Origin of the sequence: Promicromonospora citrea (assembly GCF_013004695.1) — a bacterium.
GTDB lineage: Bacteria > Actinomycetota > Actinomycetes > Actinomycetales > Cellulomonadaceae > Promicromonospora > Promicromonospora citrea.
In genome coordinates this window covers 1-25,858 of sequence record NZ_JABEMG010000021.1, presented here as the reverse complement: position 1 = coordinate 25,858, position 25,858 = coordinate 1, and the positions used below count along the sequence as shown (strand labels likewise).

At 74.2% G+C, this 25,858-nt stretch carries 23 protein-coding genes; 9 read left to right on the top strand and 14 right to left on the bottom strand.

What is annotated here, in order from left to right:
* Nucleotides 1-87: 87 nt before the first annotated feature.
* The 7 genes from HLB15_RS06490 to HLB15_RS06460 form a co-directional block, all read right to left on the bottom strand.
* Nucleotides 88-948 carry a sugar phosphate isomerase/epimerase family protein gene (locus HLB15_RS06490; protein ID WP_171104488.1) on the bottom strand — a complete coding sequence of 287 codons (861 nt, stop codon included), beginning with the start codon at nt 946-948 and terminating at the stop codon, nt 88-90.
* Nucleotides 945-2,168 carry a dihydrodipicolinate synthase family protein gene (locus tag HLB15_RS06485; RefSeq protein ID WP_171104487.1) on the bottom strand — a complete coding sequence of 408 codons (1,224 nt, stop codon included), beginning with the start codon at nt 2,166-2,168 and terminating at the stop codon, nt 945-947. Before HLB15_RS06485 ends, HLB15_RS06490 begins: the two co-directional genes overlap by 4 nt.
* On the bottom strand, nt 2,165-3,295 hold the full coding sequence (locus HLB15_RS06480; RefSeq protein ID WP_171104507.1) for a Gfo/Idh/MocA family protein: 1,131 nt from the start codon (nt 3,293-3,295) through the stop codon (nt 2,165-2,167). Before HLB15_RS06480 ends, HLB15_RS06485 begins: the two co-directional genes overlap by 4 nt.
* Nucleotides 3,296-3,417: 122 nt before the next feature.
* Nucleotides 3,418-4,464 carry a LacI family DNA-binding transcriptional regulator gene (locus HLB15_RS06475; protein ID WP_171104486.1) on the bottom strand — a complete coding sequence of 349 codons (1,047 nt, stop codon included), beginning with the start codon at nt 4,462-4,464 and terminating at the stop codon, nt 3,418-3,420.
* An 82-nt stretch (nt 4,465-4,546) separates the two neighbouring features.
* On the bottom strand, nt 4,547-5,752 hold the full coding sequence (locus HLB15_RS06470; protein WP_229784884.1) for a glycosyltransferase: 1,206 nt from the start codon (nt 5,750-5,752) through the stop codon (nt 4,547-4,549).
* Between the two features lie 70 nt (nt 5,753-5,822).
* Nucleotides 5,823-6,467: a uridine kinase family protein gene (locus tag HLB15_RS06465; RefSeq protein ID WP_171104485.1), complete on the bottom strand. Its 645-nt coding sequence runs from the start codon at nt 6,465-6,467 to the stop codon at nt 5,823-5,825.
* Between the two features lie 66 nt (nt 6,468-6,533).
* The gene (locus HLB15_RS06460; RefSeq protein WP_171104484.1) at nt 6,534-7,340 is read right to left on the bottom strand and encodes a helix-turn-helix domain-containing protein; all 807 of its coding nucleotides are present in this window, start codon (nt 7,338-7,340) and stop codon (nt 6,534-6,536) included.
* Nucleotides 7,341-7,390: 50 nt separating this feature from the next.
* Between HLB15_RS06460 and HLB15_RS06455 the strand changes: the two genes are divergently transcribed.
* On the top strand, nt 7,391-7,804 hold the full coding sequence (locus tag HLB15_RS06455; protein WP_171104483.1) for a PTH2-like family protein: 414 nt from the start codon (nt 7,391-7,393) through the stop codon (nt 7,802-7,804).
* 4 nt (nt 7,805-7,808) lie between these two features.
* Here the strand turns inward: HLB15_RS06455 and HLB15_RS06450 are convergent, their stop codons facing one another.
* Genes HLB15_RS06450 through HLB15_RS06440 form a run of 3 tightly spaced genes read right to left on the bottom strand, consistent with a single transcriptional unit; the run spans nt 7,809 to nt 10,821 of the window.
* Nucleotides 7,809-8,519, bottom strand: a complete 711-nt coding sequence (locus tag HLB15_RS06450; protein WP_171104482.1) for a LutC/YkgG family protein — start codon at nt 8,517-8,519, stop codon at nt 7,809-7,811.
* Entirely contained in the window at nt 8,516-10,030 is a 1,515-nt protein-coding gene (locus HLB15_RS06445) for a LutB/LldF family L-lactate oxidation iron-sulfur protein (protein WP_212759566.1), read from the bottom strand. The genes HLB15_RS06450 and HLB15_RS06445 overlap by 4 nt, the downstream gene beginning before the upstream one ends.
* On the bottom strand, nt 10,027-10,821 hold the full coding sequence (locus HLB15_RS06440; RefSeq protein ID WP_171104481.1) for a (Fe-S)-binding protein: 795 nt from the start codon (nt 10,819-10,821) through the stop codon (nt 10,027-10,029). The genes HLB15_RS06445 and HLB15_RS06440 overlap by 4 nt, the downstream gene beginning before the upstream one ends.
* Nucleotides 10,822-10,909: 88 nt before the next feature.
* Between HLB15_RS06440 and HLB15_RS06435 the strand changes: the two genes are divergently transcribed.
* On the top strand, nt 10,910-11,608 hold the full coding sequence (locus HLB15_RS06435) for a FadR/GntR family transcriptional regulator (RefSeq protein WP_171104480.1): 699 nt from the start codon (nt 10,910-10,912) through the stop codon (nt 11,606-11,608).
* Here the strand turns inward: HLB15_RS06435 and HLB15_RS06430 are convergent.
* Nucleotides 11,578-12,117 (bottom strand): MarR family winged helix-turn-helix transcriptional regulator, encoded by a 540-nt coding sequence (locus HLB15_RS06430; RefSeq protein WP_171104479.1) that lies wholly within the window; start codon nt 12,115-12,117, stop codon nt 11,578-11,580. The two genes, HLB15_RS06435 and HLB15_RS06430, sit on opposite strands and share 31 nt — an antisense overlap.
* A gap of 109 nt (nt 12,118-12,226) precedes the next feature.
* On the opposite strand from HLB15_RS06430, the gene HLB15_RS06425 reads away from it, so the two are divergent.
* From HLB15_RS06425 to HLB15_RS06410, 4 genes are all read left to right on the top strand, one after another.
* Nucleotides 12,227-14,506, top strand: coding sequence for an LLM class flavin-dependent oxidoreductase (locus HLB15_RS06425; protein WP_171104478.1), 2,280 nt, complete (start codon nt 12,227-12,229; stop codon nt 14,504-14,506).
* A 99-nt stretch (nt 14,507-14,605) separates the two neighbouring features.
* Entirely contained in the window at nt 14,606-15,220 is a 615-nt protein-coding gene (locus HLB15_RS06420; RefSeq protein WP_171104477.1) for a SprT-like domain-containing protein, read from the top strand.
* A gap of 4 nt (nt 15,221-15,224) precedes the next feature.
* The gene (locus HLB15_RS06415) at nt 15,225-16,265 is read left to right on the top strand and encodes a 3-oxoacyl-[acyl-carrier-protein] synthase III C-terminal domain-containing protein (RefSeq protein ID WP_171104476.1); all 1,041 of its coding nucleotides are present in this window, start codon (nt 15,225-15,227) and stop codon (nt 16,263-16,265) included.
* A 190-nt stretch (nt 16,266-16,455) separates the two neighbouring features.
* A complete protein-coding gene (locus HLB15_RS06410) occupies nt 16,456-17,880 on the top strand; it encodes a Gfo/Idh/MocA family protein (RefSeq protein WP_171104475.1) in 1,425 nt (474 codons plus the stop codon).
* Nucleotides 17,881-17,969: 89 nt separating this feature from the next.
* Here the strand turns inward: HLB15_RS06410 and HLB15_RS06405 are convergent, their stop codons facing one another.
* The 3 genes from HLB15_RS06405 to HLB15_RS06395 are packed head-to-tail and all read right to left on the bottom strand — an operon-like array spanning nt 17,970 to nt 22,207.
* A complete protein-coding gene (locus HLB15_RS06405) occupies nt 17,970-18,980 on the bottom strand; it encodes an AEC family transporter (RefSeq protein ID WP_171104474.1) in 1,011 nt (336 codons plus the stop codon).
* Nucleotides 18,981-18,992: 12 nt separating this feature from the next.
* A complete protein-coding gene (locus HLB15_RS06400) occupies nt 18,993-20,162 on the bottom strand; it encodes a Gfo/Idh/MocA family protein (RefSeq protein WP_171104473.1) in 1,170 nt (389 codons plus the stop codon).
* A complete protein-coding gene (locus HLB15_RS06395; RefSeq protein WP_311979560.1) occupies nt 20,159-22,207 on the bottom strand; it encodes a DUF6807 family protein in 2,049 nt (682 codons plus the stop codon). The genes HLB15_RS06400 and HLB15_RS06395 overlap by 4 nt, the downstream gene beginning before the upstream one ends.
* 222 nt (nt 22,208-22,429) lie before the next feature.
* Between HLB15_RS06395 and HLB15_RS06390 the strand changes: the two genes are divergently transcribed.
* Genes HLB15_RS06390 through HLB15_RS06380 form a run of 3 tightly spaced genes read left to right on the top strand, consistent with a single transcriptional unit; the run spans nt 22,430 to nt 25,691 of the window.
* Nucleotides 22,430-23,353 carry a carbohydrate ABC transporter permease gene (locus tag HLB15_RS06390; RefSeq protein WP_229784883.1) on the top strand — a complete coding sequence of 308 codons (924 nt, stop codon included), beginning with the start codon at nt 22,430-22,432 and terminating at the stop codon, nt 23,351-23,353.
* Nucleotides 23,346-24,302: a carbohydrate ABC transporter permease gene (locus tag HLB15_RS06385; RefSeq protein WP_229784882.1), complete on the top strand. Its 957-nt coding sequence runs from the start codon at nt 23,346-23,348 to the stop codon at nt 24,300-24,302. The genes HLB15_RS06390 and HLB15_RS06385 overlap by 8 nt, the downstream gene beginning before the upstream one ends.
* A gap of 39 nt (nt 24,303-24,341) precedes the next feature.
* On the top strand, nt 24,342-25,691 hold the full coding sequence (locus HLB15_RS06380; RefSeq protein WP_171104472.1) for an ABC transporter substrate-binding protein: 1,350 nt from the start codon (nt 24,342-24,344) through the stop codon (nt 25,689-25,691).
* Nucleotides 25,692-25,858: the final 167 nt, after the last annotated feature.

The following is a 25,858-nucleotide window of genomic DNA, read 5'->3' as shown; positions in this document are numbered from 1 at the left end:
GCGACCGCTCAGAGCCGAGAACCGTCGGTCTCGAAGACCATCAGGCGCCGCGCGGCCGGAGCGCCGCCCCGGCCGCACCGGCCCCGCTCACAGGTGCGGCGCCACGTGCTCCTCGTACCGCGCCAGCACCGTGGCCGCCGTCTCGGCCGGCGGCCGCGCCCAGATCTGCTCGTTGAAGATCTCGGTCTCGACGTCGCCCACGTAGCCGGCGTCGCGGACCCAGCCGGTGATGGTCGCGAAGTCGACGTAGCCGTCGCCCACGTGCCCGCGCGAGTTGAGCGGCTCGGCCGCCAGCGGCAACGCCCAGTCACACACCTGGTACGACGCGATGCGGTCCTCGCGGCCGGCCCGTGCGATCGACGAGCGCAGCGCCGGGTCCCACCACACGTGGTACGTGTCGACGACGACGCCCACCTCGGTCGGCGCGAACGGCGCCGCGAGGTCGATCGCCTGCGCGAGCGTCGAGATCACGGCCCGGTCGGCGGCGAAGATCGGGTGCAGCGGCTCGAGGACGATCCGGACGCCGTGCTCGGCCGCGAACGGCACCAGGTCGGCGATCCGGTCGGCCACCCGGCCCCGCGTCGCCACGAGGTCCCTGTCGACGTCCGGCGACGGCGCGCCGCCCGGCGTCGACCCCGGCAGGCCGCCGACGACGAAGACCAGCTCGGAGGTGCCGATCGTCGCGGCCTCCTCGATGGCGCGGCGGTTGTCGTCCAGCGCGGCGCGGACGCCGGCGTCGTCGGCCGCGGTGAGGAAACCGCCGCGGCACAGGGACGAGGCGCGGAGCCCGGCGTCGGCGATGATCGTCGCCGCCTGCGGCGCGCCGACGGCCTGGACGACGTCGCGCCACGGCCCGACGGCGCCGAACCCGGCCTCCGCCGCCACCTCGCACGCCTCGGCCAGGGAGGCGTGCTTCACCGTCGCGGTGTTCAGCGACGCCCTGCTCATGCGACCACCCCGTGCGTCGTGAGGAAGGCCCGCAGCCGGACGGCGGCGAGCGGCGGGTCGAGCAGCAGCCCGCAGCCGTCGGCCAGGCGCGCGAGCTCGACGAGGTGCCGCAGCGACCGGCCGGAGTGCAGGCCGCCCACCAGCGCGAACCCGGGCTGGAAGCCGTTGAGCCAGGAGAGGAAGGCGATGCCGGTCTTGTAGTAGTACGTCGGCGCGGCGAAGATGTGCCGCCCCAGCGCCTCCGTCGAGGCCAGGATCTCGTGTCCGCGCGTGGCGTCGCCGGCGTCGAGGGCCTGGAGCGCCGTCGAGGCCGCCGGGTAGATCGCGGCGAAGATGCCGAGCAGAGCGTCCGAGTGGCCCTGCTCGTCACCGGCGACGAGCTCCGGGTAGTTGAAGTCGTCCCCGGTGTAGAGCCGCACCGCGCCACCGTCCGGCGGCAGGGCCGCCAGCGCGCGGCGCAGGCCGATCTCGTGCGCGGCGTCGAGCAGCGACACCTTGACGCCGTCGACCCGCGCCTGGTGCGCACGGATCAGGTCGAGGAACGTCGCCGTCGCCTCGTCCACCGCGTCCGAGCCCCAGTAGCCCGCGAGGGCCGGGTCGAACATCGTCCCGAGCCAGTGCAGGATGACCGGCTGGTCAGCTTCGGCGAGCACGGCGTCGTACACCCGCGCGTAGTCCTCGGGTCCGCGGGCCACACGGGCCAGCGCGCGCGAGGCCATGACGATGACCTGGGCGCCGGCGTCCTGCACGACGTGCACCTGCTCGCGGTACGCGTCGGTGACGGCCTGGAGCCCGGCGTCGCCCGGCTCGAGCGTCGCGACGTCCTTGAGGCCGAGCTGGTCGGTGCCGGCACCGCACGCGACGCGGGCGCCGACCGAGGCGGCCTCGGCGGCCGAGCGCCGCACCAGCTCCTGCGTGGCCGCCCAGTCGAGGCCCATGCCCCGCTGTGCGGTGTCCATCGCGTCGGCCACGCCCAGCCCGTGCTCCCAGATGCGGTGCCGGTAGGCGAGCGTGGCGTCCCAGTCGACGACGGCGGGCGCGCCCGGCACGTTCTCGGCGCCGACGTGCGGCACCACGTGCGCGGCCGCGAACGCCACGCGCGAGGTGATCGGCCCCGCCGGCCTCGTCCAGGCGCCGGGGGCACCGAGCGCCAGCGTCTCGGTGCCGGTGACGCGACCCTCGGCGTCGAACACCGGCAGGTCGACGGACGTGCCGCTCACAGCGTGATCTCCGGGATGTCGAGCCGCCGGCCCTCCGCCGAGGAGCGCAGGCCCAGCTCGGCGAGCTGGACGCCGCGGGCCGCCGAGAGCAGGTCGTACCGGTGCGGGCGCCCGGCGGCGACGTCGCGCAGGAACTCCTCCCACTGCAGCTTGAAGCCGTTGTCGAGGTCGGCGTTCGCGGGCACGTCGAGCCACTGCTCGCGGAACGGCTCGGTGACGGGCAGGTCCGGGTTCCACACGGGCTTGGGCGTGTGCGACCGGTGCTGCGCGCGGCACCGGCGCAGGCCCGCGACCGCCGACCCGTGCGTGCCGTCCACCTGGAACTCGACGAGCTCGTCACGGAACACGCGCGTGGCCCACGAGGAGTTGATCTGCGCGACGACCTCGTCGCCCTGCGGGGTGACGACGTCGAAGATGCCGTACGCGGCGTCGTCCGCCGTGGCGGCGTACTCGGCGCCCTGCTCGTCCCAGCGGGTCGGGATGTGCGTGGCCGTCTTCGCCGTGACCGTCCTGACCTGGCCGAGGATGCCCTCGAGCACGTAGTTCCAGTGGCAGAACATGTCGGTGGTGATGCCGCCGCCGTCCTCGGCGCGGTAGTTCCACGACGGGCGCTGGGCCGGCTGCGTGTCGCCCTCGAACACCCAGTAGCCGAACTCGCCGCGCAGCGACAGGATGCGGCCGAAGAAGCCCTCGTCCACGAGGCGGCGCAGCTTGACCAGGCCGGGCAGGTACAGCTTGTCGTGCACGACGCCGACGGTCACCCCGGTGTCGGCCTGGAGCCGGGCGAGCTCGATCGCCTCGGCGAGCGTCTCGGCCGTCGGCTTCTCGGTGAAGACATGCTTGCCCTGCTTCATGGCCTTGGTCAGCGTCGCGGCGCGCAGCGAGGTCATGGCGGCGTCGAAGACGACGTCGGCGTCGGCGACCGCGGCCTCCAGGTCGGTCGTCCAGTGCTCGACCTCGTGGCGCTCGGCCAGCTCCTTGAGCTTGTCGGCGTTGCGGCCCACCAGCACGGGCTCGACCTGGAGCCGCGAGCCGTCGGGCAGCGTGACGCCGCCCTGGTCGCGGATCGGCAGGATCGAGCGCACGAGGTGCTGGCGGTAACCCATGCGGCCGGTGACGCCGTTCATGGCGATGCGAAGTGTGGTCACGGCGGGACTCCATCGTCGTGGGAATGCGCTTTCCCGGAGAGCCTAGCGCACCGGACGCCGGTCGGGGAACGGTCGCGAGCGGGAGTGATCGCTCCCGGGCCTCAGCGCAGGGGTGTCGAGTCCCGCAGCACGACCTCGCCGCGCACCGGCGCCACGTCGTCGCCCGTGCGGCCCAGCGCCAGGCGGGTGGCCAGCGCGCCGATCTCGTCGAGCGGGATGCGCACGGTCGTGAGCCGCGGCGACACGTCGCGCAGCGTGTGGATGTCGTCGAACCCGGCCACGGCGACGTCGCCGGGCACGCTCAGGCCCGCGTCCCGCACGGCCGCCATCGCGCCGACCGCCATGACGTCGTTCACGGCGAACACGACCTCCGGCGGCCCGCCCGCGCGGTCCAGCAGCGCCGACATGGCGTTGTAGCCTCCGTCGCGCGTGAACTCGCCGGGGACGACGTCGTCGTCGCCCGCCGCGCAGCCCAGCGCGGCGAGCGCGTCGCGGAACCCCGCGGTGCGGTCGGCGGCCGTCCGCAGGCGGGCGGGTCCCGCGAGGACGCCGAACCGGCGGTACCCGGCGTCGTGGAGCGCTCGCGCGAGCGCGCTCGCGCCGCCGGCGTTGTCGATCTCGACCACCGGCAGGTCGCCCAGCGCCTGGCCGACCGTGGCGACGCCGCCCCCGGCGTCCCGGAACGCCGTGAGGGAGTCGCGGAGCGCCGCGTCGTGCCCTGCCGGCGCCGTGCCCACCTCCTCGCCGGGGACCAGCCGGCTGCCGGCCAGGATGATGGCGCGCGACCGCTGCCTGCGGGCGAGCTCGACGAACGCCAGCTCGCGGTCGGGGCGGTGCTGCGTCGAGGCCAGCGTGACGATGAGGCCCTCCCGCTCGGCGGCGTCGGCCACGCCCGCCGCGATGGTCGAGAAGTACGGGTCGGCGATGTCGTGCACCACGAGCCCGAGCGCCGTGGTCCGGCCGCGCGCCATCGCCTGTGCGCTGGGGTCGGGGGAGTAGCCGAGGCGGCGCGCGGTCTCCAGGACGCGCTCGCGCAGGTCCTCACGGACGCTGCGGGTCGCGCTCCCGTTGATGGCGCGGGACGCGGTCGCGAGCGAGACACCGGCCTCGCGGGCGACGTGGCTCAGGGTGACGGGGGCGTCGGGCATGAGGTCATCCTGCCGTGTCCTGGCCGTCGGCGGTCACCGGACGGTCAGGACACGGCAGAACCCGATCACGCGGACCGGGCGGTCAGACGCGCGCGGCCACCGAGGCGGCCTCGCGGTGGGTGCGCTCGATGATGCTCGAGTACCCGGCGATCATCCGCACGTGGCTGAACCGGGGCCGCACGGCGGTCCGCGCCGACTCCAGCTCCTCGCGCCGCGCCGCGGCCTCGATCCAGGTCGCGGCGATCTCGGCCGGGTCGTACGACGTCACGAACCCGATGCGCTCGACGATCGACGGCGCGTCGCCCACCGGGGTGGTCACCGGGACCGCCCCGCACATCGAGCCCTCGATGAGGCACAGCGGCGCCGCCTCGCCGAACGCCGAGGTGAGCGCGACGACGTCGGCCGTCGCGTACACGAGCTCCATGTCGTGCCGCACGCCGAGGAGCTGCAGGCGGCCCAGGAGGTCGGGCCGGTCGGCGAAGATGTGCGCGAGGTCGGCCTGGAGGTCGGGGTTCGCCGCGGTCATGCCCGCGCCGCACAGGAGCACGTGGCCGTCCGGCTCGAGCGCGAGGAACGCGCGCGCCGAGCGCAGGAACAGCTCGGGGTTCTTCATCTCGTCGTACCGCGCGGCGTAGACGACGACGGTCGCGTCGGCGGGGAGGCCCGCGGCGCCGCGCAGCGCGAGCCGCCGCGCACCCTGCACCGGGCGGAACCGGGCCAGGTTGATGCCGTTGGGCACCACACGCAGCAGGCTCGTGGGCACGCCGGCCTCGCGGTAGGCGTCCCGCGTCGACTCGGCACAGCAGACGACGGCGGCGAGCCGCCCCTTGTCCGCCGCCGTGAGCAGGTCGCCGAGGGCGTCGCCCTGGTGCTCCGGGTCGGACCGGTGCAGGCATGCGATCACGGGCCGGTCGGGGAACGCGTCCTGGTTGACGAGCCGCAGCGGCTGCTCCTTGAGGGACAGCACCACGTGCGCGCCCCCCGCCTCGCGTGCCGCCGTCCTCAGCTCGGCGCGGGTGAAGACCCGGGGGTCGTGCCCCGCGTCGGTGCTGCGGCCCAGCGACCCGATCCGCACGCCCGCCGCACGCAGCGCGCGGTAGCGCGGGTCGTCCTCCATCCGCTGGAGGGTGGCCTCACGCCGTACCTCGTGGTGCAGGCTCAGCACGGAATGCTGCTGGCGACCGCCCTGGTGCAGGCCGGCCACCACCGTCGAGTGCAGGACACGAGCCCCGCCGCTGAAGAAGCCCTCGTAGAGCGAGAGCACACGCAAACCGTTGCGCTGGATCACAGACACCACCTCCTGCGCTCAGAGTGAGGGCAACGGATGTGCGGTACATGGCAGTGCGGTTACACGAGGATTACGTATCCGAGGACTTCTGCACAAGGAGGTTTCGGATGTCCCTCTCGGCCTGGGCGGGTGAGACCTCACGGCAGCCGAGCGCCACCCAGCGCCGGATCATCCCGGGCTCGGCGCGCAGCAGCGCCGTGCCGCGTCGCAGCAGCGTGCCGAGCGGCTTGCGCGCCTCCGCGACGTCGCGGAGGAAGCGGAACCAGAACGTGACCAGGCGCGGCCGCGAGAGGCAGATCGCGTCCGCCAGGAGGCCCTCGGCACGGCAGGCGTCGACGAGCTGCGCCGCGAAGATGCCCTCGGCGAGCACGAGCGGCGCGTCGCCGATGTCGAGGCGGCGCACGCCCGTGCGCCGCGACGTCGGGATGTCGTACACGGGCACGTCCGCGCGACCCTGCGTGGCGAGCTCCTCGAGGGCCGCGAGGGCGCCCTCGGCGTCCCACGTCTCCGGGCTGTCCCAGTCCACGCTGCCGAACCGCTGCGGCAGCCCCGGATGGTCGATGTCCAGGTAGAAGTCGTCGAGCTGCACCACCGGCAGGCCCAGCCGGCGGGTGAGCGACGTCTTGCCGGAGCCCGAGGGCCCGGTGAGGAGCACGACGCGTGCGCGGGGGCGGCGGGCCCCCGGCGGCAGCTCGAAGAGCGCGGGTTCGGTCACGGGAGGCCATTCTCCCGTACGCGGCGCGCGCCCGCCGTCGCCGGGAGCGTCGCCCGCGTCACGTCGTCACACCGGCGCGGCCGAGCGGGCACCCCGCTGGTAGCGGCCCGGGGTGGTGCGCAGCAGCCGGCGGAAGTGGCGGGTCAGGTGGGCCTGGTCGTGGAAGCCGGTCGCGGCGGCGACGTCGGCGGCGGCCTCGCCCGCCAGAAGGCGGCGCCGGGCGAGGTCGAGCCGGCGGCCGACCAGGTACCGGTGCGGCGGCAGGCCGAGCTCACGGGTGAACGCGCGCACGAGGTGCGGCACGGTGACGTCGAGCTCGGCGGCGACGTCGGCGAGGCGGACCGGCCGGGCCGGGTCGGCGTCGATCAGCTCGCGGGCGCGGCGGGCGGTCGTCGCGGCGGCCGGCTCGCGCGGCGGTGTCGGGCGGCCGGACAGGTGCCAGGCCAGGCCCTCGGTGACCAGGGCGAGCAGCCCCTCGGCGGCGACGTCCTCGCGCACGGTCAGCGCGCGGTCCAGCCCGGCGAAGCGGGCGCGCAGCCGGTCGTCGGGCACGAGCGGTGCGTCGACGGCGCGGCCGGTCAGGGCGGGGTCGAGCACCGTGGGCTCCAGGTAGACCACCCGCTTGCGGAAGCCTGACGCGGTCACCGACCGTCCGTCGTGCACGACGCCGGGCGGCAGCACCGTCACGCCCGTGTGCTCCGCCGCGTGCTCGTGGCCGCCCAGGCCGTAGCCGATCAGGCCGCTGTCCACGATCAGCACGGTCCAGGTGTCGTGCGTGTGGGAGGGGTAGGCGTGCTCGTGCCAGGCGGCGTGCAGCACCTCGGCGACGCCGGGTACCCCCGGGCGCCAGGCGCGCACGACGTCAGAGCTCACATCAAGAACGTACAAGATCCGCGGCGCCGCGTGCTCGCACCCTGGGCGGCATGACCTTCGAACAAGCCAAGATCGTGATCGTGCTCCGTGACGACCTGCTCGGCTGGCAGGAGAACAACGTCACCGCCTTCCTGTCCAGCGCCGTGACCGCCGCGTACCCCGAGCTCGTGGGCGACACCTACCGGGACGCCGACGGCCAGGAGTACCTCCCGATGCTCGGCACGCCGGTCATGGTCATGGTGGCGGACGGCGCGCGGCTCGCCACGATCCGGGAGCGTGCCGCCACGCGGAACCTGCGCATCGGCGTGTACACGGCCGACCTGTTCGCGACGGGCAACGACGTCGACAACCGCGCCGCCGTCGCGGGCGTGCCCACGGAGAAGCTCGACCTGGTCGGCGTGGCCGTCGCGGGCGAGCGACGCGTGGTGGACAAGGTGGTCAAGGGCGCACGTCTGCACCCCTGACGGTTCAGGACACGAGCAGCACGTGCAGCGTGCGCGGCCCGTGCACGCCCTCGACGCGGTCGAGCTCGATGTCGCTCGTCGCGCTCGGGCCGCTGATCCACGTCTGCGGCCTGCCGGGGTGCTCGCCGAGCAGCCGGACCGCCTCCGGCACGGTCTGCACCACCTGGTCGGTCCGCACGACGCACACGTGGACGTCGGGCACCAGGGAGATCGCGCGGCGTCCCTGGTCCGGCTCCGCGTCGAGCACGATGGTGCCGGTCTCGGCCACGGCCACGCGCGCGGCCGTGACGACGGCGCACGCCCCGTCGAGCTCGGTGGCGGTCAGGGGCTCGTCGCGGGCGTCGGCCCGGACGTCGTCGCCGGACAGGCCCGCGAGCCAGGCGCGGTCCAGGCCGTCCGGCACGACGACGGACCCCGGCGCCGGGCGGGCGGCGGCCCGGTGGCTGTCGTCGGCGTCGGCGGCGGCCACCGTGCGCACCTCCTCGACCAGCCGCGCGACGACGTCCGCGACCTCGGCGCCGGCGACCCGGTGCACGTGCGCCCGGTAGTCGACGAGCCGGTCGACCAGCAGCTCCAGCACCGGCTCCGAGCCCGGGGCGTGCTCGCCGGCCGGCCGGTACCCGCGGGGCACGACGGCGGGCGCCGGGGCGGCGTCCGTGCCGCGCCCGAGCGCCTCCCGCACCCGGGCCAGGACCTCGGTCCGTGCGTCGCTCATCGCTCGCCCTCCTGCCGCGTCCCGGCCCGGCGCTCCCTGGCCGCCCACCAGTCGTGGAACGTCTGCCGCGGCGGCTCCGGCAGGTCGCGGGACCGCGTCCACAGCGAGCCCGGGAACGGCAGCCGCCGGATCACGCCGTGCCGCGCGATCGCGCGCAGCGCCCGGGGGAGCCGGGCAGCGCGACGGAACCGGCCGCCGTCGGCCATCGCGTACGAGGCCGCCTTCATGGCGGCCTGCCAGACCCGGTCGGCCGTGTCGGGCGCGGCGCCGGAGAGCTCGACCTCGCGGGCGCGCAGCTCCACGAGGATCGAGGGGATGTCGATCTTCACCGGGCACACCTGGTAGCACGCGCCGCACAGGGTCGAGGCGTACGGCAGGTCGGACTTCTCGCCGGTGAGCTGCGGCGTGAGGATGGCGCCGATCGGGCCCGGGTAGACCGAGCCGTAGGCGTGCCCGCCCACCCGCTCGTACACGGGGCACACGTTGAGGCAGGCCGAGCAGCGGATGCAGTGCAGGGCGGATCGCCCGGCCTCGTCGGCGAGGACCTTCGTGCGGCCGTTGTCGAGCAGCACGAGGTGGAACTCCTGCGGGCCGTCGCCCGGCGTCACGCCCGTCCACAGGGACGTGTACGGGTTCATCCGCTCGCCCGTCGAGGAGCGCGGCAGGAGCTGGAGGAACACCTCGAGGTCGTCGAAGGTCGGCACCAGCTTCTCGATCCCCATCACGGTGACCAGCGTCTCGGGCAGCGTGAGGCACATGCGGCCGTTGCCCTCCGACTCGACGACGGCCAGCGTGCCGGTGTCGGCGACGGCGAAGTTGGCGCCGCTGACCGCGACCTTCGCCGAGAGGAACTTGCGCCGCAGGTGCGCACGTGCCGCCATCGCGAGCTCGCGCGGCACGTCGGTGAGGTCGGGCGGCGCGTCGGCCATGCGCTCGAGGAAGATGTCGCGGATCTCGGTGCGGTTGCGGTGGATGGCGGGCACGAGGATGTGCGACGGCATGTCGTCGGCGAGCTGCACGATGAGCTCGGCGAGGTCCGTCTCGACGGCCGCGACCCCCTCCTCGGCCAGCGCCTCGTTGAGCCCGATCTCCTGGGTCGCCATCGACTTGACCTTGACGACCTCGTCGGTCTCCTTGGCGCGCACGATGCCGGCGACGATCCGGTTGGCCTCCGCCGCGTCCCGCGCCCAGTGCACGACGCCGCCGCGGGCGGTGACGTTGCGCTCGAGCTCCTCGAGCAGCTCGGGCAGGCGGGTCATGACGTCGGTCTTGAGCGCCGACCCGGCGTCGCGCAGGGCTTCCCAGTCCGGCACCTCGCCGACGACGCGGGCGCGCTTGGCCCGGATCGTCGAGGTCGCGTTGCCGAGGTTGCGGCGCAGCTGCTCGTCGGCGAGCGCGGTGCGGGCGGCGTCGGGAAAGGTCGCGCCCCAGTGCAGCGGGTCGTCCGGGCGGCCGACGCCGGACACGGTCGCCGGCGCACCGGCGTCGGGCATGCCGAGGAACGTGCTCATCGGGCCACCTCCTGCCGGCCGTCGGCCGCGCCGGGCACGACGGGCGCCTCACGCGTCGAGACGAGGATCTCCGCGAGGTGCATGGGCCGCACCCCGGAAGCCGTGCGCGTGAGCCCGCCGCCGATGTGCATGAGGCAGGACCAGTCGCCCGCCGTGAGCACCTCTGCCCCGGTGTCGAGCACGTGCCCCACCTTGTCCTGCAGCATCGCGGCCGAGGTGTCCGCGTTCTTCAGCGAGAACGTGCCGCCGAACCCGCAGCACCCCTCGGCCTGCTCGAGCGGCACGAGCTCCAGGTCGTCGACCGCCCGCAGCAGCCGCTCGGGCCGGTCGCCCACGCCGAGCATGCGCAGCGAGTGGCACGTGGGGTGGTAGGTGACGCGGTGCGGGAACCACGCGCCGACGTCGGTCACACCGAGCACGTCGACCAGCAGCTCCGACAGCTCGTAGGTGCGCCCGGCGACGGCGCTCGCGGTGCGCGCCTCGGCGTCGAGGCCCGCGCGCTCCAGCACCATCCGCTGCTGGTGCCGGATCGACCCCGTGCACGAGCCGGACGGCACCACGACGGCGTCCCACTCGCCGTCGGCCACCGGGGCGAAGGTGCGCACGTGGTTGCGGACGACGGGCACGGCGTCGGCGAGGTAGCCGGTGTTCACGTGCATCTGGCCGCAGCAGGCCTGACCCGGCGGGAAGACGACCTCGTGGCCCAGCCGCTCGAGCAGCGTGACGACGGCGCGGGGGGCCTGCGGGAACATCGCGTCGGCGATGCAGGTGGCGGCGAGGGCGATCCGCATGAGGTCTCTCCTCCGAGGCATTCGGGGGCTGAGTGGTCTGACCTCACAGTACCCCACTGTGGACAGACCACACCCGTACGATGGCGCGGTGAGAACCCACGAGCGCGTCCTGGAGCGCATCGAGCAGGGACTCGCCGCGGGCACCTGGTCCCTCGGCGACCGCCTGCCGCCGGAGCGCGCGCTGGCCGAGGAGCTCGGCGTCTCCCGCCCCTCGGTGCGCGAGGCGATCCGCATCCTCGAGGCCATGGGCATCGTGCGCACGGCGGTCGGCTCGGGCCCCGCCGCCGGGGCGACGGTCATCGACCGGCCCGCGGCCGGTCTGGGGGCGGCGGTGCGCCTGCACGTCGCCTCCGGCACCCTCCCGGTGGCCGACGTCGTGGCCACGCGCGTGCTGCTCGAGACGGGGGCCGTGCGCGCCGCGGCGTCCGCCCGCCCGGACGAGGCCGCCCTGGGACCGCTGCGCAGGCACCTCGCGGCGATGGCCCGGCCGGGCCTCGGCGTCGGCGAGTTCCTGCAGCGTGACCAGGACCTGCACCTGGGCCTCGCACGGCTGGGCGGCAACCAGCTCGTCGAGGCGATCCTCGGCGGCATGCGCTCGGCCGTGGCCTCCTACGTGGCCGCGGGCGCGGGCGCTGTGCCGGACTGGTCCCGGACGGCGGCGCGCCTCTGCGCGGAGCACGAGGGGATCGTCGACGCCGTCGCGCGGCACGACGGCGAGACGGCCGCCCGGCTGACCCGCGAGCACATCGAGGGCTTCTACCGCGAGGCGGGGCTCGGCGGGCGCTGACCCGCGCCGTCCTCCTGCACGCGGGTGGTCGCCTCGATGACGGTGCGGCACGGGTCCTCCTGCGTGCCCGTGCCGCGCGCGGCCTGCTCGAGCAGGGTGCGCAGCTGGGCGCGCTGCGCGGGCTCGAGGCCGGTCAGCAGCTCGTCCTCCGCCGCGGCGACCCGGGCCTCGGTCGCGGCGAGCACCTCGCGGCCGCGCTCGGTGGCCACGACGCGGCGCGCACGGCGGTCGGCCGGGTCGAGCCTGCGCTCGACGAGCCCGCACTCCTCGAACGCGTCGAGCAGGTACGTCATCACGGTCCGGTCGATGCGCAGCGTGCTCGCGAGCGCGGCCTGGCTGGGCAGGTCGCCGTGCACCACCGCGGTGAGGAGCTGGTAGCCGCGCGTGCCCTGCGGCAGGTCGTCGGCCGCCGCGCCGACCCGCTCGCTCCACTCGTGCAGCAGCGTGGCGAGCGACCAGCCGAACCGCGAGTGCTCGGCCGTCCCCGACGGGGTGGGCGGCGTCGTCATGGCCCCATCCTACGGGAATGTGCTGGATGGCAGAAGAGTTGTGAGTAATATCGTCTGCTGGACAGACGATCTGCCGCGAGGCAGCCCACGACGCGAGGACGGCTGGCGCATGACCGACTACGGGCACGACCTGCTCTTCGGCACCTTCATCACCCCGGCGGCCGGCGACCCGCAGCGCACGGTCGCCCTGGCCCGGCTCTCCGAGGAGCTCGGCCTCGACCTGGTGACGTTCCAGGACCACCCGTACCAACCGGCGTTCCTGGACACGTGGACCCTCATGACCTGGGTGGCCGCGCAGACCGAGCGCATCCACCTGTCGGCCAACGTGCTCAACATGGGCGTCCGCATGCCCGCGCACGTGGCACGCTCCGCGGCGTCCCTGGACCTGCTCAGCGGCGGCCGGTTCGAGCTCGGGCTCGGGTCCGGCGGGTTCAACGAGGCGGCCGTCGCCATGGGCGCCCAGCGCCGCACCGCGGCCGAGAGCGTCACGGCCCTCGAGGAGGCCCTCGAGATCATCCGCGGCGTCTGGGACACCGCCGACCGCACCCCGCTGCGGGTGCACGGGCAGTTCCACCAGGTCGACGGCGCCAAGCGCGGCCCGGCACCCGCGCACGACATGCCGATCTGGCTCGGCGCCTACAAGCCGCGCATGCTGCGGATCACCGGGGCGAAGGCCGACGGCTGGCTGCCCTCGCTGTCCTACCTCGACGGCGGGCTCGCGCGCGGCAACGCGATCATCGACGAGGCGGCGGCGGAGGCCGGGCGCTCGCCGAGCGCGGTGCGCCGCCTGCTCAACCTCGGCGGTGCCATCACCGACCGGTCGTCGGGCCCGATGCAGGGCCCCGTGAGCCAGTGGGTCGAGGAGCTGACCCGCCTGGCGCTCGAGGACGGCGTCAGCGGGTTCGTCGCCACGAGCGACGACCCCGACCAGATGCGGGCGTTCGCGCTCGAGGTCGCGCCCGCGGTGCGCGAGGCGGTCGGCGCCGAGCGGCGGTCCGCCGGCACCGTGCCCGCCGCGGCCCGGAGGGGCACCGCCGCGCTCGCGGCACGACGCCCCGGCATCGACTACGGCTCGTTGCCGCCCGAGCTGGCCGCGGGCGCCGTCGAACCGGGCGACAGTGGGTACGGCGCCGTGCGGCACACCTACCTGCGGTCGGGTGCGCCGGGCCTCGTGCTGCGCCCGCGCGGCGTCGACGAGGTCGTCTCCGGCCTCGCCTGGGCGCAGCAGCAGGACGTCGAGCTCGCCGTCCGCTCCGCCGGGCACGGTATCTCGGGCCGTTCGACCAACGACGGCGGCGTGGTGCTCAGCCTGCGCGGGCTGCGCTCCGTCGAGGTGGTCGACGAGGCCACGCGCCGCGTGCGCATCGGCGCGGGCGCCACGTGGGGCGAGGTGGCGGCGGCGCTCGCACCGCGCGGCTGGGCGATCACCTCGGGCGACCACGGCGGCGTGGGCGTGGGCGGGCTCGGCACGACGGGCGGCATCGGGTTCCTCGGCCGCCTCCAGGGCCTGACCATCGACCGCGTGGTCGCAGCGGAGATGGTCACGGCCGACGGGCGGGTGCTCCACGCCTCGCGTGACGAGCACCCCGACCTGTTCTGGGCGCTGCGGGGCGCGGGCGGGAACATGGGCGTCGTCACCTGGCTCGAGATCGAGGCGGGCGCCGTGGGCGACGTCGTCTTCTCGCAGATGACCCTCGACGCGACCGACACGGCGGGGCTGCTGGAGTCCTGGGGCTCGGCGGTCGAGGCGGCGCCGCGTGGTCTCACGTCGTTCATGATCCTGGGCCGGGGGCGCGGCGGGCAGCCGCCCGTGGCGCAGCTGCTCACGATGATCGCCGCCGAGGGCGGCGACGCCGACCCGGACGACGCGATCACGCAGCTCGAGCGGCTCGCCGACGCGGGTCCGCTGCTCGGTCACCAGGCCCAGCTCGTGCCCTACTCGGCCGTGGTACGTCGTGAGGAGGCGCACCACTCGGGCGGTGGCGACCCGTCGGCCCGGTCCGGCCTGCTCACGCACCTCGACCAGGGCACGAGCCGCGCGGTCGAGCGGCTGCTCGCCTCGGGCGAGTCGTACTTCACGGGGATCCGGGCCACGGGCGGCGCCGCGCACGACGTCGCGCCCGACGCCACGGCCTACGCGCACCGGCACCAGAGCTTCGCGCTGTCCGCGCTCGGGGCGGACCAGGGGCGGCTCAACGAGGTGTGGGACGCCGAGATCGGCCCCGTGATGGACGGCTCCTACCTCTCGTTCGACACCGACGACCGGCCCGAACGGCTGCTCGAGGCGTTCCCCGAGCCGACGCTCTCGCGGCTGCGGGCCGTGAAGGCCACGTACGATCCGTCGAACGTGTTCCGGACGAACTTCCCGATCCCGCCGGCGGAGGGCTGAGCGTCGGCCGGACCTGTGGAAAACTCCCCGGCGGTGTCGGTGACGGTCCGTAGGTTCGACGCGTTCGCACCGGACAGTCACGACACAGCAGGGGGACGCATGAACCTTGTCGCCGCCTCGCGCCTGGCGCGCGAGCTCATGGACCAGCACGGCCTGAAGGCCTGGACCTTCGAGTTCGACGACGCCGTGCGGCGCGCCGGGATGTGCAATTACCGCGCGCAGCAGATCAGCCTGTCGGCGCCGCTGACCCGCATCCACGACGAGCAGGAGGTGCGGGAGACGATCCTGCACGAGGTCGCGCACGCGCTCGCGGGGCCGGCCGCCAAGCACGGACCGGTGTGGCGCGAGGTGGCGGTCCGCATCGGCAGCTCGGGGCGGCGGTGCGTCGACCCGTCGGCGCCGACCATCGACGGGCCGTGGGTCGGCGCCTGCCCCGCGGGGCACCGCACGACGCGGTTCCGCCGGCCCTCCGGCCTCATGTCCTGCCGCCGCTGCGCGCCGCGGTTCGCGCTCGCGCACCTCGTCGCGTGGACCTACAAGGGCCGCAACGCCGCGATGGGGGAGCGGTACGACGCGCAGCTGCGCGGCGCGGCCCGCGAGGTCGGTGCCGTCCCGCGCACCGGTCCAGGTGCCGAGGAGCGGATCGCGCGGGCCGCGCGCGAACGTGTTCCTGGTCTCACCGTCGAACCCTTCGACCTGGGAGCGCTACGTTGACCTCATGGTTACGTCGCCCGTACTGACCCACCCCGCCGGTGCCGCCGGCTCCCGCATCGTCGGCCTGGGACACCACCAGCCGGCGAAGACCCTCACCAACGAGGACATCGCCCGGCTGGTCGAGACCAACGACGAGTGGATCCGGTCCCGCACCGGCATCGTCACGCGGCACGTGGCCGCCGACGACGTCACGGTCGCCGACATGGCCACCGCGGCGGCCGAGCACGCGCTCGCGGACGCCGGCGTGGCGGCCGACACGGTCGACCTCGTGGTCGTCGCGACCACCACGGCGGAGGACCGGTCGCCGAACACGGCGGGCCGGGTCGCGTACGCGCTGCGCACGGGCGTGCAGCCCGGCGCCTCCACGCCCGAGGGCGAGGAGGCGCCGGACCTGCGGGGGCTCGTCGGGCCCGCCGCGCTGGACGTCAACACCGCGTGCTCGGGGTTCGCGCACGCCGTCGGCCTGGCCGACCAGGCGATCCGCGCCGGCTCCGCGCGCACGGCCGTGGTGATCGGCGCCGAGAAGCTCACGGCGTACACCGACTGGACGGACCGCTCGACGTGCATCCTGACCGCCGACGGCGCGGGCGCCGCGGTGCTCCAGGCCGCCGACACCCCGGGCGTCGGACCGGTCACGTGGGGCACCGAGCCGGAGCTGACGCCCGCCGTGCGGATCGAGGTGCCGGAGGTGAAGTTCCAGCAGGACGGCCGTGCCGTGTTCAAGTGGGCGATCACCCGGGCCGCCGACCGCGCGCGGGACATCGTGGACCGCTCGGGCCTGAGCCTCGACGACATCGAGGTGCTCGTCGCCCACCAGGCCAACCTGCGGATCATCGAGCCGCTCGCCAAGGCGCTCGGTCTCGAGGGCAAGGTCGTGGTCACAGACATCACGGAGTCGGGCAACACGTCCGCCGCATCGATCCCGCTGGGGCTGTCCAAGTGGTGGCACGCGGGCAAGATCCCCGCGGGCGTGCCCGCGCTGCTCTTCGGCTTCGGCGGCGGCTTCGCCTGGGCGGGCCAGGTGGCCCTGACCCCGGAACGCTGACCCGCCCGCCCTCTCGCCGAGGTAGTCATGTGGCGAGGTAGTCATGTGGCGAGGTAGTCACGTGGCCAGGTAGTCACGTGACGAGGTAGTCGTCCGGCTGGCGACTCCGGCGTGCCGGCTCATGGACAGCGCTTTCCGGGCGTCGTATCGTTGCGGCGACGTCGACGACGACCGAAGGAGCTCACCACCGATGCCCGAGCCGACCCCCGCGCCGACCCCCGGCCCCACCACCGAGCCGATCACCGGTCCCACCTCGGCACCCGTGCCGCCATCGGGCCCGCTCCCCGAGCAGCGTCGCCGGTACGCCGTCGTCGGCACCGGGCACCGCGCCTCGATGTACGTCGACGCGCTGATCGGGACACACGCGCCCGACGGCGAGATCGTCGCCTGGGTCGAGCCCAACCCCGTGCGTGCGGCCGCCTACGAGGCCCGTGTCGCCGCGGTGCTCGGCGGGACCCGGCCCGTCTACCACCCTGACGACCTCGAGAAGGCGCTCGACGAGCAGGCGGTCGACCGGGTGATTGTCACGTCCGTCGACCGGACGCACGCCGACCTGGTCACCCGTGCCCTGCGCGCGGGCGCCGACGTCGTCGTCGAGAAGCCGATCGCGGCGCACCCGGAGCAGGCCCGGCAGATCGTCGACGCCGTCGCCGAGACCGGCCGTGACCTCGTCACGACGTTCAACTACCGCTACTCGCCGCGCAACAGCGCGCTGCGCGAGGTCGTCGCGAGCGGTGAGATCGGCCGCGTGCTGTCGGTCCACTTCGACTGGGCCCTCGACACCGTGCACGGCGCCGACTACTTCCGCCGCTGGCACCGCGAGAAGGTCAACAACGGCGGCTTGCTCGTGCACAAGTCGAGCCACCACTTCGACCTCGTCAACTGGTGGATCGACGGCGTGCCGGAGCGGGTCTTCGCGTCGGGCGGGCGGCGCTTCTACGGCGACGACGGCGCGCACGAGACCGGCTACGAGCCCACCGACGCCGAACGCGCGCTGACCGAGCGCGGCATCGACCCGTGGTCGCTGTCGGTCGAGAAGAACGAGTGGCTGTCCACGCTGTACGGTTCCGAGGCCCAGGCCGTGGACGGCTACGTGCGGAACCGGTCCGTGTTCGACCCGGGCATCACCACGGAGGACACGCTCGGGCTCGTGGTCGAGTACGCGGGCGGCGCCCTCATGACGTACTCGCTCACGGCGCACTCGCCGTGGGAGGGGTACCGCGTGGTGGTCAACGGGACGCGTGGACGGGCGGAGCTCGAGGTCGTCGAGCGTGGCTCGGTCGAGTTCGGCGAGGACGGCGTCGCGATCCTCGACCCCAGTCTCACGGAGGTGTTCGAGCACGATCCCGTGCGGCCGACGGGCGAGCGGCTCGTCGTCCAGCGGCACTGGGAGCGCGCCGAGGAGCGGCCGATCGTGCGCGGCGGCGGCGGTCACGGAGGCGGCGACGCCCTCCTGCTGGCCGACGTCTTCGCGCCGTCCGCCGAGCGCGACCCGCTGGCCCGCGCGGCCGGCTACGTCGACGGCGTCCGCGCGTCGTCGGTGGGCTACGCGGGCAACCGCTCGCTGGAGACCGGCGCCCCGGTCCGTATCGCCGATCTGTCCCTGGGCATCTGACCTCGCGGTGCCGAGGTAGTCACCTGGCGAGGTAGTCACGACTACCTCGCCCCGTGACTACCTCGCCACGTGACTACCTCGCCACGTGACTACCTCGGCAGGGCGCCGATGGTGATCAGCACCGGGACGCACAGCGCCGTCGTCCAGACGGTCGCGCGCGCCGCGACACCGTCGAACACCCCGTAGCGCGTCGCGTACGTCGTGACGTTCACCGCCGTGGGCAGCGCCGCCATCGTCACCACGAGGGCGAGCGCCGTGCCGTCCAGGCCCAGCGCCGAGCCCAGCGCCCAGGCCGCCAGCGGGTGCAGCAGGTTGCGCACCAGGACGGCGAGCACGATCACGCGGCTCACCGGCCACCGGGAACCGGACGCGCTGAGGTCGGCGGGCGGGAGCGGCACGGCGAGCGTCATGCCGAACGTCAGCAGGCCGAGCGGCGGCGCGGCGGCGCCGATCAGGTCGAACGGCAGCAGCACGACGTCGGGCAGGTGCGCGCCCGTCAGCTCGCTCCCCACCGCCACGAGCAGGCCGGCGACCGTACCCACCGTGATCGGGTTCCGGAACGCGGCGAGCAGCACGTGCCCGAGCGACCGCACGCCCGACGGCGCCGGCGCGCGTCCCGTGGCCCGGTCGAGCACCGACAGCGCGAGCGGCGCGAGCACGAGGAGCTGGAACAGCAGGGTCGGTACGACGGCGAGCGCGTCGTCGAACAGGTAGACCGCGAGCGGGATGCCGATGTTGCCGCCGTTGACGTACACGGCGGCCAGCGTGGTGACGGCGGCCGGGCCGGCGGGCAGGCGCAGGAGCCACCGGGCCACCACCGCGGTGACGAGGCCGAGCGCGCCGGTCGTCGCCCAGGTGACGGCGGCGCCACGCGAGAGCACGTGCGCGAGGTCGGTCGAGGCGAGCGTCGAGAACATCAGCGCGGGCGCGCAGATCGTGAAGGACAGCGTGGCGAGCACGTGCCGGGCGCCCGCGCCGTCGTCAGGGGTGTTGGCACCGCCCGGCAGGCCGCGCCTCGCGAGCAGGCCCGTGCGCTGGACCACCCCACCGAGGGCGACCACGCACGCCATCGCACCGATGGCGGTCAGGACGGGGAGCACGCACGCACCCTGTCACGTCCCGCGCGCGGGCGCGGCGAGCGTCCACGGGGCACCGAGCTCCGTGAAGGTCCGCTGCTCGCGCGCCGCGCGCTCGCACCACGCGGCGACGTCGCGCACCACGGGATGCCGCGTGTCGCCGGCGGGGTTGCCGGGTCCGGCGGCCTCGGCGCCCTCGTCCACCCAGTCGACGAAGGCGTCGGCGACCGGTGCGGGGTCGGGTGCCGCGCGGACGGCGTCGAGCACGCGCATGAACGCGCCGGTGTCCCGCACGTCGCACAGCAGGGGCTCGCCGGACCGGGCGCGCAGCAGGTTCTCCAGGAGGCCCGTGCGCCCGTACCGCTTCTCCGCCGTCACGCGCCCCGAGCGCAGCCGCACGAGGTCGTGCTCGTACTCGAGCTCGATCTCGCCGCCCGTGCCCTGCACGATCACGCGCGCGGGCGTGCGCCGCGCCGCGCAGAGCGTCAGCCCGAACCCGTAGCGGGTGCCGCCCGTGCCGACGACGCGCAGCGACGACGTGTCGTCGGCCTCGATCGGGTTGGCGCGCCACAGGTCGGTGTGCACCGAGGCGACGTCGGTCGCGGCCCGCGCGCCGCCCACCCACAGCGCCGAGGCGACGGCGTGCGCGAGCGGGTTGGTCACGACGCCGTCCACGACGGCGCGGTCGCCGAGGCGCCGCCTGCCCGCCCACGGCGAGCGCCCCCAGTATGCCGCCGTGCGGACCCACGTGCCGACCGCGCCGACGCCGGTGACCCGGCCGATCTCGCCGCGCGCGACCATGTCGGCGACGGCGGGCAGCGCGTGCGAGCCGAAGGTCTGGAACCCGACCTGGCACAGGCGCCCGGTGCGCTCGGCGACGGCGACGAGCTCGCCGTGCTCGGCCAGCGACGCGGCGGTCGGCTTCTCGAGCAGCACGTCGATGCCCGCCTCCATGGCGGCGCGCGCGAGCGGCAGGTGCGTGTGGATCGGCGTGGCCAGCACGACGACGTCGGGCAGGGCCGCCGGTCCCGCCGAGAGCAGGTCGCCGAGCGTCGCGAACCACGGGACGTCCGCGGCCGCGGGCTCTCGCGGGTCGACGACGGCGCTCAGCCGCGCCAGCCCCCGCGACGCCAGCTCGGCCAGCGTGCGCAGGTGCGAGGCCCCGTGCCCGTGGATGCCGACGACGGCGACCCGCGGTGCGCTCACCGGCGGCCGCCCGCGACGGCGGAGACGCCCGTGAGCCGCCCGGCCAGCGCGGCGGCCTGCTCGCCCGTGAGCGCCGCGTCGAGCAGCGCGGCCGACAGGTCGAGCCGCACGGTGCCGCCGTCGGGCACGAGCAGGGGTGCGTCCCAGGCGAGCGCCGGGCACGCGCCCGGGTACTCGGCCGACCGCAGGAACCACGGCCGCACCTGCCCGGGCTGGACGAGCAGCAGCGTCGTGGACCGGCCGCCCTGGCGCTGCACGAACGCGACCCAGGGCGACGTGCTGCCGTGCGCACGGGTCTCGCCGGTGCCCGCGGCGGAGAGCACGGTGGTGCTCTCGGCGATCGGCAGCCGCCAGAACAGGCCGCCGTAGCCGGCGCCCGGCCGGCCGTTGGTGGCGGGGGAGCGGATCTCGAGCGGGTCGTGCTCGGCGTGCAGGGTCGAGCGCCAGTCGAGCACCCAGCCGGCCGGGGCGTCCGCGGTCGCGGACAGCAGGCGGGCGGTCAACAGGCGGTCCTCGCGGAGCTGCGGGACGCCGTGCTCGTCGGACCACAGCACGTCCTCGACGAGGGTCCCGGCGTCGGCCTCCACGCGCGCGCCGCGCGAGACCTGCCGCCCGTGGTTCTTCAGCAGCGTCGGGCCGACGTCCTCGATGAACGTGCGGCCGCCCCAGTGGCTCGTGCCGTTCACGTCGGGCACCGCGATGCCGACGCCGTAGTGGTGCCGGTGGTCCACGGGGCTGACGTCGGTGAGCGGAACGCCCCCGAGGGTGTGCACGGGGTGCAGGTAGGGGCGGCGCGCGTGCACCTGCGGCATGCGGTCGCCGGGGTCGTGGCGCGCGAGCTCGACGTCGTCGCCGCCGATCAGCACGATCGCGTCGCCGTCGGCCGCCGGGAGGCGCCATACGGGCGCCGTCGTGACGGCCGGTGCGGTCCGGGCGGGCTCGGGGCGGTCGGCGGGCACGCCGTCGTCGGTCACGTGCACGCGCTCGGGGCCCTGCGGCACGGGCCCGGTGCTGCCGCGCACCTCGAGGCTCGGCGTGAACCGGGCGGAGCGGGCGGGGTGGGCGTCGTCGTCGATCACGGCGTGCAGCTCCCTCCAGGCGTGCCGGCCGAGCTCGGCCTGCGGCACGGCGACGGTGGTCAGGGCGGGCGTGGCGTAGCGGGACAGCTCGATGTCGTCGAACCCGGCGACGGAGATGTCGGCCGGGACGGCGACCCCCGCCTCGTTGAGTCCGGCGAGCAGGCCGAACGCCACGAGGTCGTTGAAGGCGACGGCGGCCGTGGCGCGCGTGGCGAGCACGGCGGGCGCCGCGGCGTGGCCGGCCTGGATGTCCGGCCCGGCGGGCAGGTCGACGATCTCGAGGTCGGTGTGCTGCTCACGGGCCCGGGCCAGCCCGGCCCGGCGCATCTCGTCCGACGCGCTGCGCACGGGGCCACCGAGGTAGACCAGGCGGCGGTGCCCGAGGGCCACGAGGTGCTCGACCACCTGGAGCGCGGCGTCCTCGTAGTCGACGACGAGGCTCGGCGCCGCGCCGCCGGCGTCGCGGTTGACCAGGACGACGGGCTCGACGTCGGCGACCAGCGCGGCGAGCTCGGCGTCGCCGATGCGGGGCGAGACGAGCACGAGCGCGTCGCAGCGCATCCGCGCCTCGAGCGCGATGGCGCCCTCCTGCTGGTCGTCCTCCGCGGTGTCCGCGACGAGCACGCGGTAGCCGTCCTCGGCCGCACCAGCCATGACGCCGCGCAGGATCTGCTGGAACACCGGGTTGCCGAGGTCGGGCACCACGAGCGCGACGGTCTGGGTGCGACCGAGCGCGAGGCTGCGCGCGGCGTTGCTGGGGCGGTAGCTGAGGGCCGCGGCGGCGTCGCGCACGCGCTCGGCGATCGCGGCGTCGACCGTGCTGCGGCCGTTCATGACGCGCGAGACGGTCGCCCGGGAGACCCCGGCGGCGGCCGCGACGTCGCCGATCGTGGCGACCCGGCGCTGACCGGGGCGCTGACCTGCGTCCCGTGGGCTGCGGCTGACCATCTGCACTCCGTCCGTCACGTGTCCGGCCGACGGCGCGGGCGTGGCGCCGTCGTTGGCGTCGCGCGGGCCGGTACCGGTTTCCCGAGGTGACGGTACACCATGGGAAACCGGTTCCTCATGTGGTACGTTCCTCCACCAGAGACCGGTTTCTCACCGAGGAGGGCCGGGGGTCGACGACGATCCGGAGGACTACGCGATGCGCCATCCGACCAGTGCTCCTGCCCGCGCGGGGGTGGTCCCGTGTCAGTGATCCAGGCGCTCTCCCGCACGCGGCAGGAGGTCAGTCCGCGCAGGAAGGGGGACGGCCGCTGGGCGCTGTTCTTCCTCGCGCCGTGGTTCGTGGGGCTCGTGCTCGTCACGGCAGGCCCGATGGGTGCGTCGCTCTACCTGTCGTTCACCGACTACGACCTGCTCTCGCCGCCGGAGTGGGTCGGCCTGGACAACTTCACGCGGATGTTCGCCGACCCGCGGTTCCTCAGCTCGCTCGGCGTGACGTTCACCTACGTGCTCGTGTCGGTGCCGCTGCAGCTCGCCGCCGCGCTGGGCCTCGCGCTGCTGCTCGACAAGGGGCTGCGCGGCCTGGCGCTCTACCGCTCGGTCTACTACCTGCCCTCGCTGCTGGGCGGCTCGGTCGCCATCGCGATCCTGTGGCGGCAGATCTTCGGCGCCGACGGCCTGGTCAACCAGGTGCTGGGCCTGTTCGGGGTGTCGGGGCACGGCTGGGTGTCCCACCCCGACTACGCGCTCGGCACGCTCATGGCGCTCAACGTCTGGACGTTCGGCGCGCCGATGGTCATCTTCCTCGCGGGCCTGCGGCAGATCCCGCAGATGTACTACGAGGCCGCCGCCATCGACGGCGCCGGCCGGTGGCGTCAGTTCCGCTCCATCACGCTGCCGCTGCTCACGCCGATCGTGTTCTTCAACCTCGTGCTGCAGCTCATCGAGGCGTTCCAGTCGTTCACGCGGGCGTTCGTCGTCAGCGGCGGCAACGGCGGCCCGTCGGACTCGACGCTGCTGTACACGCTCTACCTCTACCTCAAGGGGTTCGGCTCGCTCGACATGGGCTACGCCTCGGCCATGGCCTGGTTCCTGCTGCTGATCATCGGCGGCATGACGGTCGTCAACTTCCTCGCCTCCAAGTACTGGGTCTTCTACGATGACTGACGCCTCGACCACCGCACAGACCGTCCCGGCACCGGCCGCCGCGGCACCGTCGTCGTCCGCCGGGCGTGCCGCGCCCGGGCCGGCGAGGGGCACCGCCGTCCGCCCGCGCGGCCCGCGCCTGCGGGCCCGGGTGGGCGCCGTGCTCAAGCACGCGGGCCTCATCGCCTTCGGGTTCGTGATGCTGTACCCGCTGCTGTGGATGGTGGCCAGCTCGTTCAAGCCGAACGCGCTCATCTTCCGCGAGCCGGGCCTCATCCCGACCGAGATCGACCTGACCAACTACACCGACGGCTGGAACGCGCTGCTGCACCCGTTCAGCCACTACCTCGTCAACTCGGCGCTCGTCGTGCTGGGGTCGCTGCTCGGCAACCTCGTCTCGTGCTCGATGGCGGCCTACGCCTTCGCGCGGCTGGAGTTCCGGGGCCGCAGGCTGTGGTTCGCGATCATGCTCATGTCGATCATGCTGCCGATCCACGTCGTGATCGTGCCGCAGTACGTGCTGTTCTCCCAGCTCGAGTGGATCAACACGTTCCTGCCGCTCATCGTGCCCAAGCTGCTGGCCACCGACGCGTTCTTCATCTTCCTCATGGTCCAGTTCTTCCGTGGCATCCCGCGCGAGCTGGACGAGGCCGCGACGCTCGACGGTGCGAACCACCTGCGCATCTACCTGCAGATCATGCTGCCGCTGTCGGTGCCCGCGCTGGCCACCACCGCGATCTTCACCTTCATCTGGACCTGGAACGACTTCTTCAGCCAGCTGATCTTCCTCACGCGGCCCGAGATGTACACGGTGCCGATCGCTCTGCGCACGTTCGTCGACGCGACGGGCGAGAGCTCGTGGGGGTCCCTGTTCGCCATGTCGATCGTGTCGCTGGTCCCCGTCTTCATCGCCTTCCTGTTCGGGCAGAAGTACCTGGTCAAGGGCATCGCGACCACCGGCATCAAGTAGTCACCGACGAGACGACGACGTCACCGAAGGAGAGAGCACATGAGCATCACCGGAACGGCACGGTCCCCACGGCGCGGCAGGACGCGCGCCGTCCCCGCGGCGGGCGTCGCGGCGCTCGCCCTGACCCTCGCGGCCTGCGGCGGGGGCGACTCCGGCCTGGGCGGGGGCGGTGACGTGGCGCCGCCGGAGGCGCAGGACTGCCCCTGCGAGATCCGGTTCGCCTGGTGGGGCTCCGACACCCGCCACGAGTCCACGCAGCAGATCATCGACGCGTTCGAGGCCGAGAACCCCGACATCACCGTGGTCCCCGACTTCACCGACTGGGACGGCTACTGGGACAAGCTCGCGACGTCGGTCGCGGCCGGCGACACCCCCGACGTCATCACCCAGGAGGAGCGCTACATCTCCGACTACGCGACGAAGAACGTGCTCGCGGACATGAGCGAGCTCGAGATCGACACCACGAAGGTCGACGACGCGGTGCTGGCGGGCGGCCAGATCGACGGCGCGCAGTACGGCATCCCGACGGGCATCAATGCGTACGCGATGGTGGCGGACCCGGAGATCTTCGCCGACGCCGGCGTCGAGCTGCCGGACGACGAGAGCTGGACCTGGGAGGACTACGTCAGCACGGCGAACGCCGTCGCGAAGGGGGCGGGCGACGGCGTCTGGGGCACGCAGGACTACGGCTTCAACGAGGCGGGCCTCAACGTCATGGCGCGGCAGCGCGGCGAGGCGCTGTTCACTCCCGAGGGCGAGCTGGGCGTCTCCGAGGAGACGGTCGCGGACTTCTTCCAGGTGTCGCTCGACCTCATGGCGGGCGGCGGGCAGCCGGACGCCTCGCGCACGGTCGAGTACCAGGCGGCGGGCCCGGAGGGCGGCCTGCTCGGCACGAACCAGGGTGCGATGGGCGTCTGGTGGACGAACCAGCTCGGCGCCCTGTCCGAGTCCTCCGGCCACGAGCTCGAGCTGCTGCGGCTGCCGGGCGAGTCCGAGGGCGAGCGGACCGGGATGTACTACAAGCCCGCGATGTTCTACTCCGTCTCGGCCGACACCGAGTACCCGCAGGCCGCCGCGAAGTTCGTGGACTTCCTGCTCAACTCGCAGGAGGCCGCCGAGATCATGCTGACCGACCGCGGCCTGCCCGCCAACACCGAGGTGCGTGAGGCGATCCTCGACGACCTGTCGCCGACCGACCAGAAGGTCGCCGACTTCATGGCGGACATCGAGGACGAGATCGTGGACACCCCGCCGGTGCCGCCGCACGGCTCCGCGGAGCTGGCCGACATCATGGAGCGCCTCAACACGGACGTGCTCTTCGAGCGGGTCACGCCCGAGGAGGCCGCGGCCCAGTTCGTCCAGGAGGTCGAGGCCGCCACGGCCGGCTGACCCCGCCCCTCGTCGCCGAGGTAGTCACCTGGCGAGGTAGGGCGGATTCAATCGGTGGTTGCAACACCGGTTGTGTCGGCTGAGAGTAGCTTGCTCATTGCTTCGTAGGGTGTGTGCCAGTCCAGGACCTTGCGGGGTCGTCCGTTCATCACCAGGGCGACGTCTGC

Coding starts and splice junctions, on each gene's coding strand:
- HLB15_RS06490 (WP_171104488.1), bottom strand. CDS start 948: ATGAGCAGGGCGTCGCTGAACACCGCGACGGTGAAGCACGCCTCCCTG.
- HLB15_RS06480 (WP_171104507.1), bottom strand. CDS start 3,295: ATGAACGGCGTCACCGGCCGCATGGGTTACCGCCAGCACCTCGTGCGC.
- HLB15_RS06475 (WP_171104486.1), bottom strand. CDS start 4,464: ATGCCCGACGCCCCCGTCACCCTGAGCCACGTCGCCCGCGAGGCCGGT.
- HLB15_RS06455 (WP_171104483.1), top strand. CDS start 7,391: ATGACCTTCGAACAAGCCAAGATCGTGATCGTGCTCCGTGACGACCTG.
- HLB15_RS06450 (WP_171104482.1), bottom strand. CDS start 8,519: ATGAGCGACGCACGGACCGAGGTCCTGGCCCGGGTGCGGGAGGCGCTC.
- HLB15_RS06445 (WP_212759566.1), bottom strand. CDS start 10,030: ATGAGCACGTTCCTCGGCATGCCCGACGCCGGTGCGCCGGCGACCGTG.
- HLB15_RS06440 (WP_171104481.1), bottom strand. CDS start 10,821: ATGCGGATCGCCCTCGCCGCCACCTGCATCGCCGACGCGATGTTCCCG.
- HLB15_RS06430 (WP_171104479.1), bottom strand. CDS start 12,117: ATGACGACGCCGCCCACCCCGTCGGGGACGGCCGAGCACTCGCGGTTC.
- HLB15_RS06425 (WP_171104478.1), top strand. CDS start 12,227: ATGACCGACTACGGGCACGACCTGCTCTTCGGCACCTTCATCACCCCG.
- HLB15_RS06420 (WP_171104477.1), top strand. CDS start 14,606: ATGAACCTTGTCGCCGCCTCGCGCCTGGCGCGCGAGCTCATGGACCAG.
- HLB15_RS06415 (WP_171104476.1), top strand. CDS start 15,225: ATGGTTACGTCGCCCGTACTGACCCACCCCGCCGGTGCCGCCGGCTCC.
- HLB15_RS06410 (WP_171104475.1), top strand. CDS start 16,456: ATGCCCGAGCCGACCCCCGCGCCGACCCCCGGCCCCACCACCGAGCCG.
- HLB15_RS06385 (WP_229784882.1), top strand. CDS start 23,346: ATGACTGACGCCTCGACCACCGCACAGACCGTCCCGGCACCGGCCGCC.
- HLB15_RS06380 (WP_171104472.1), top strand. CDS start 24,342: ATGAGCATCACCGGAACGGCACGGTCCCCACGGCGCGGCAGGACGCGC.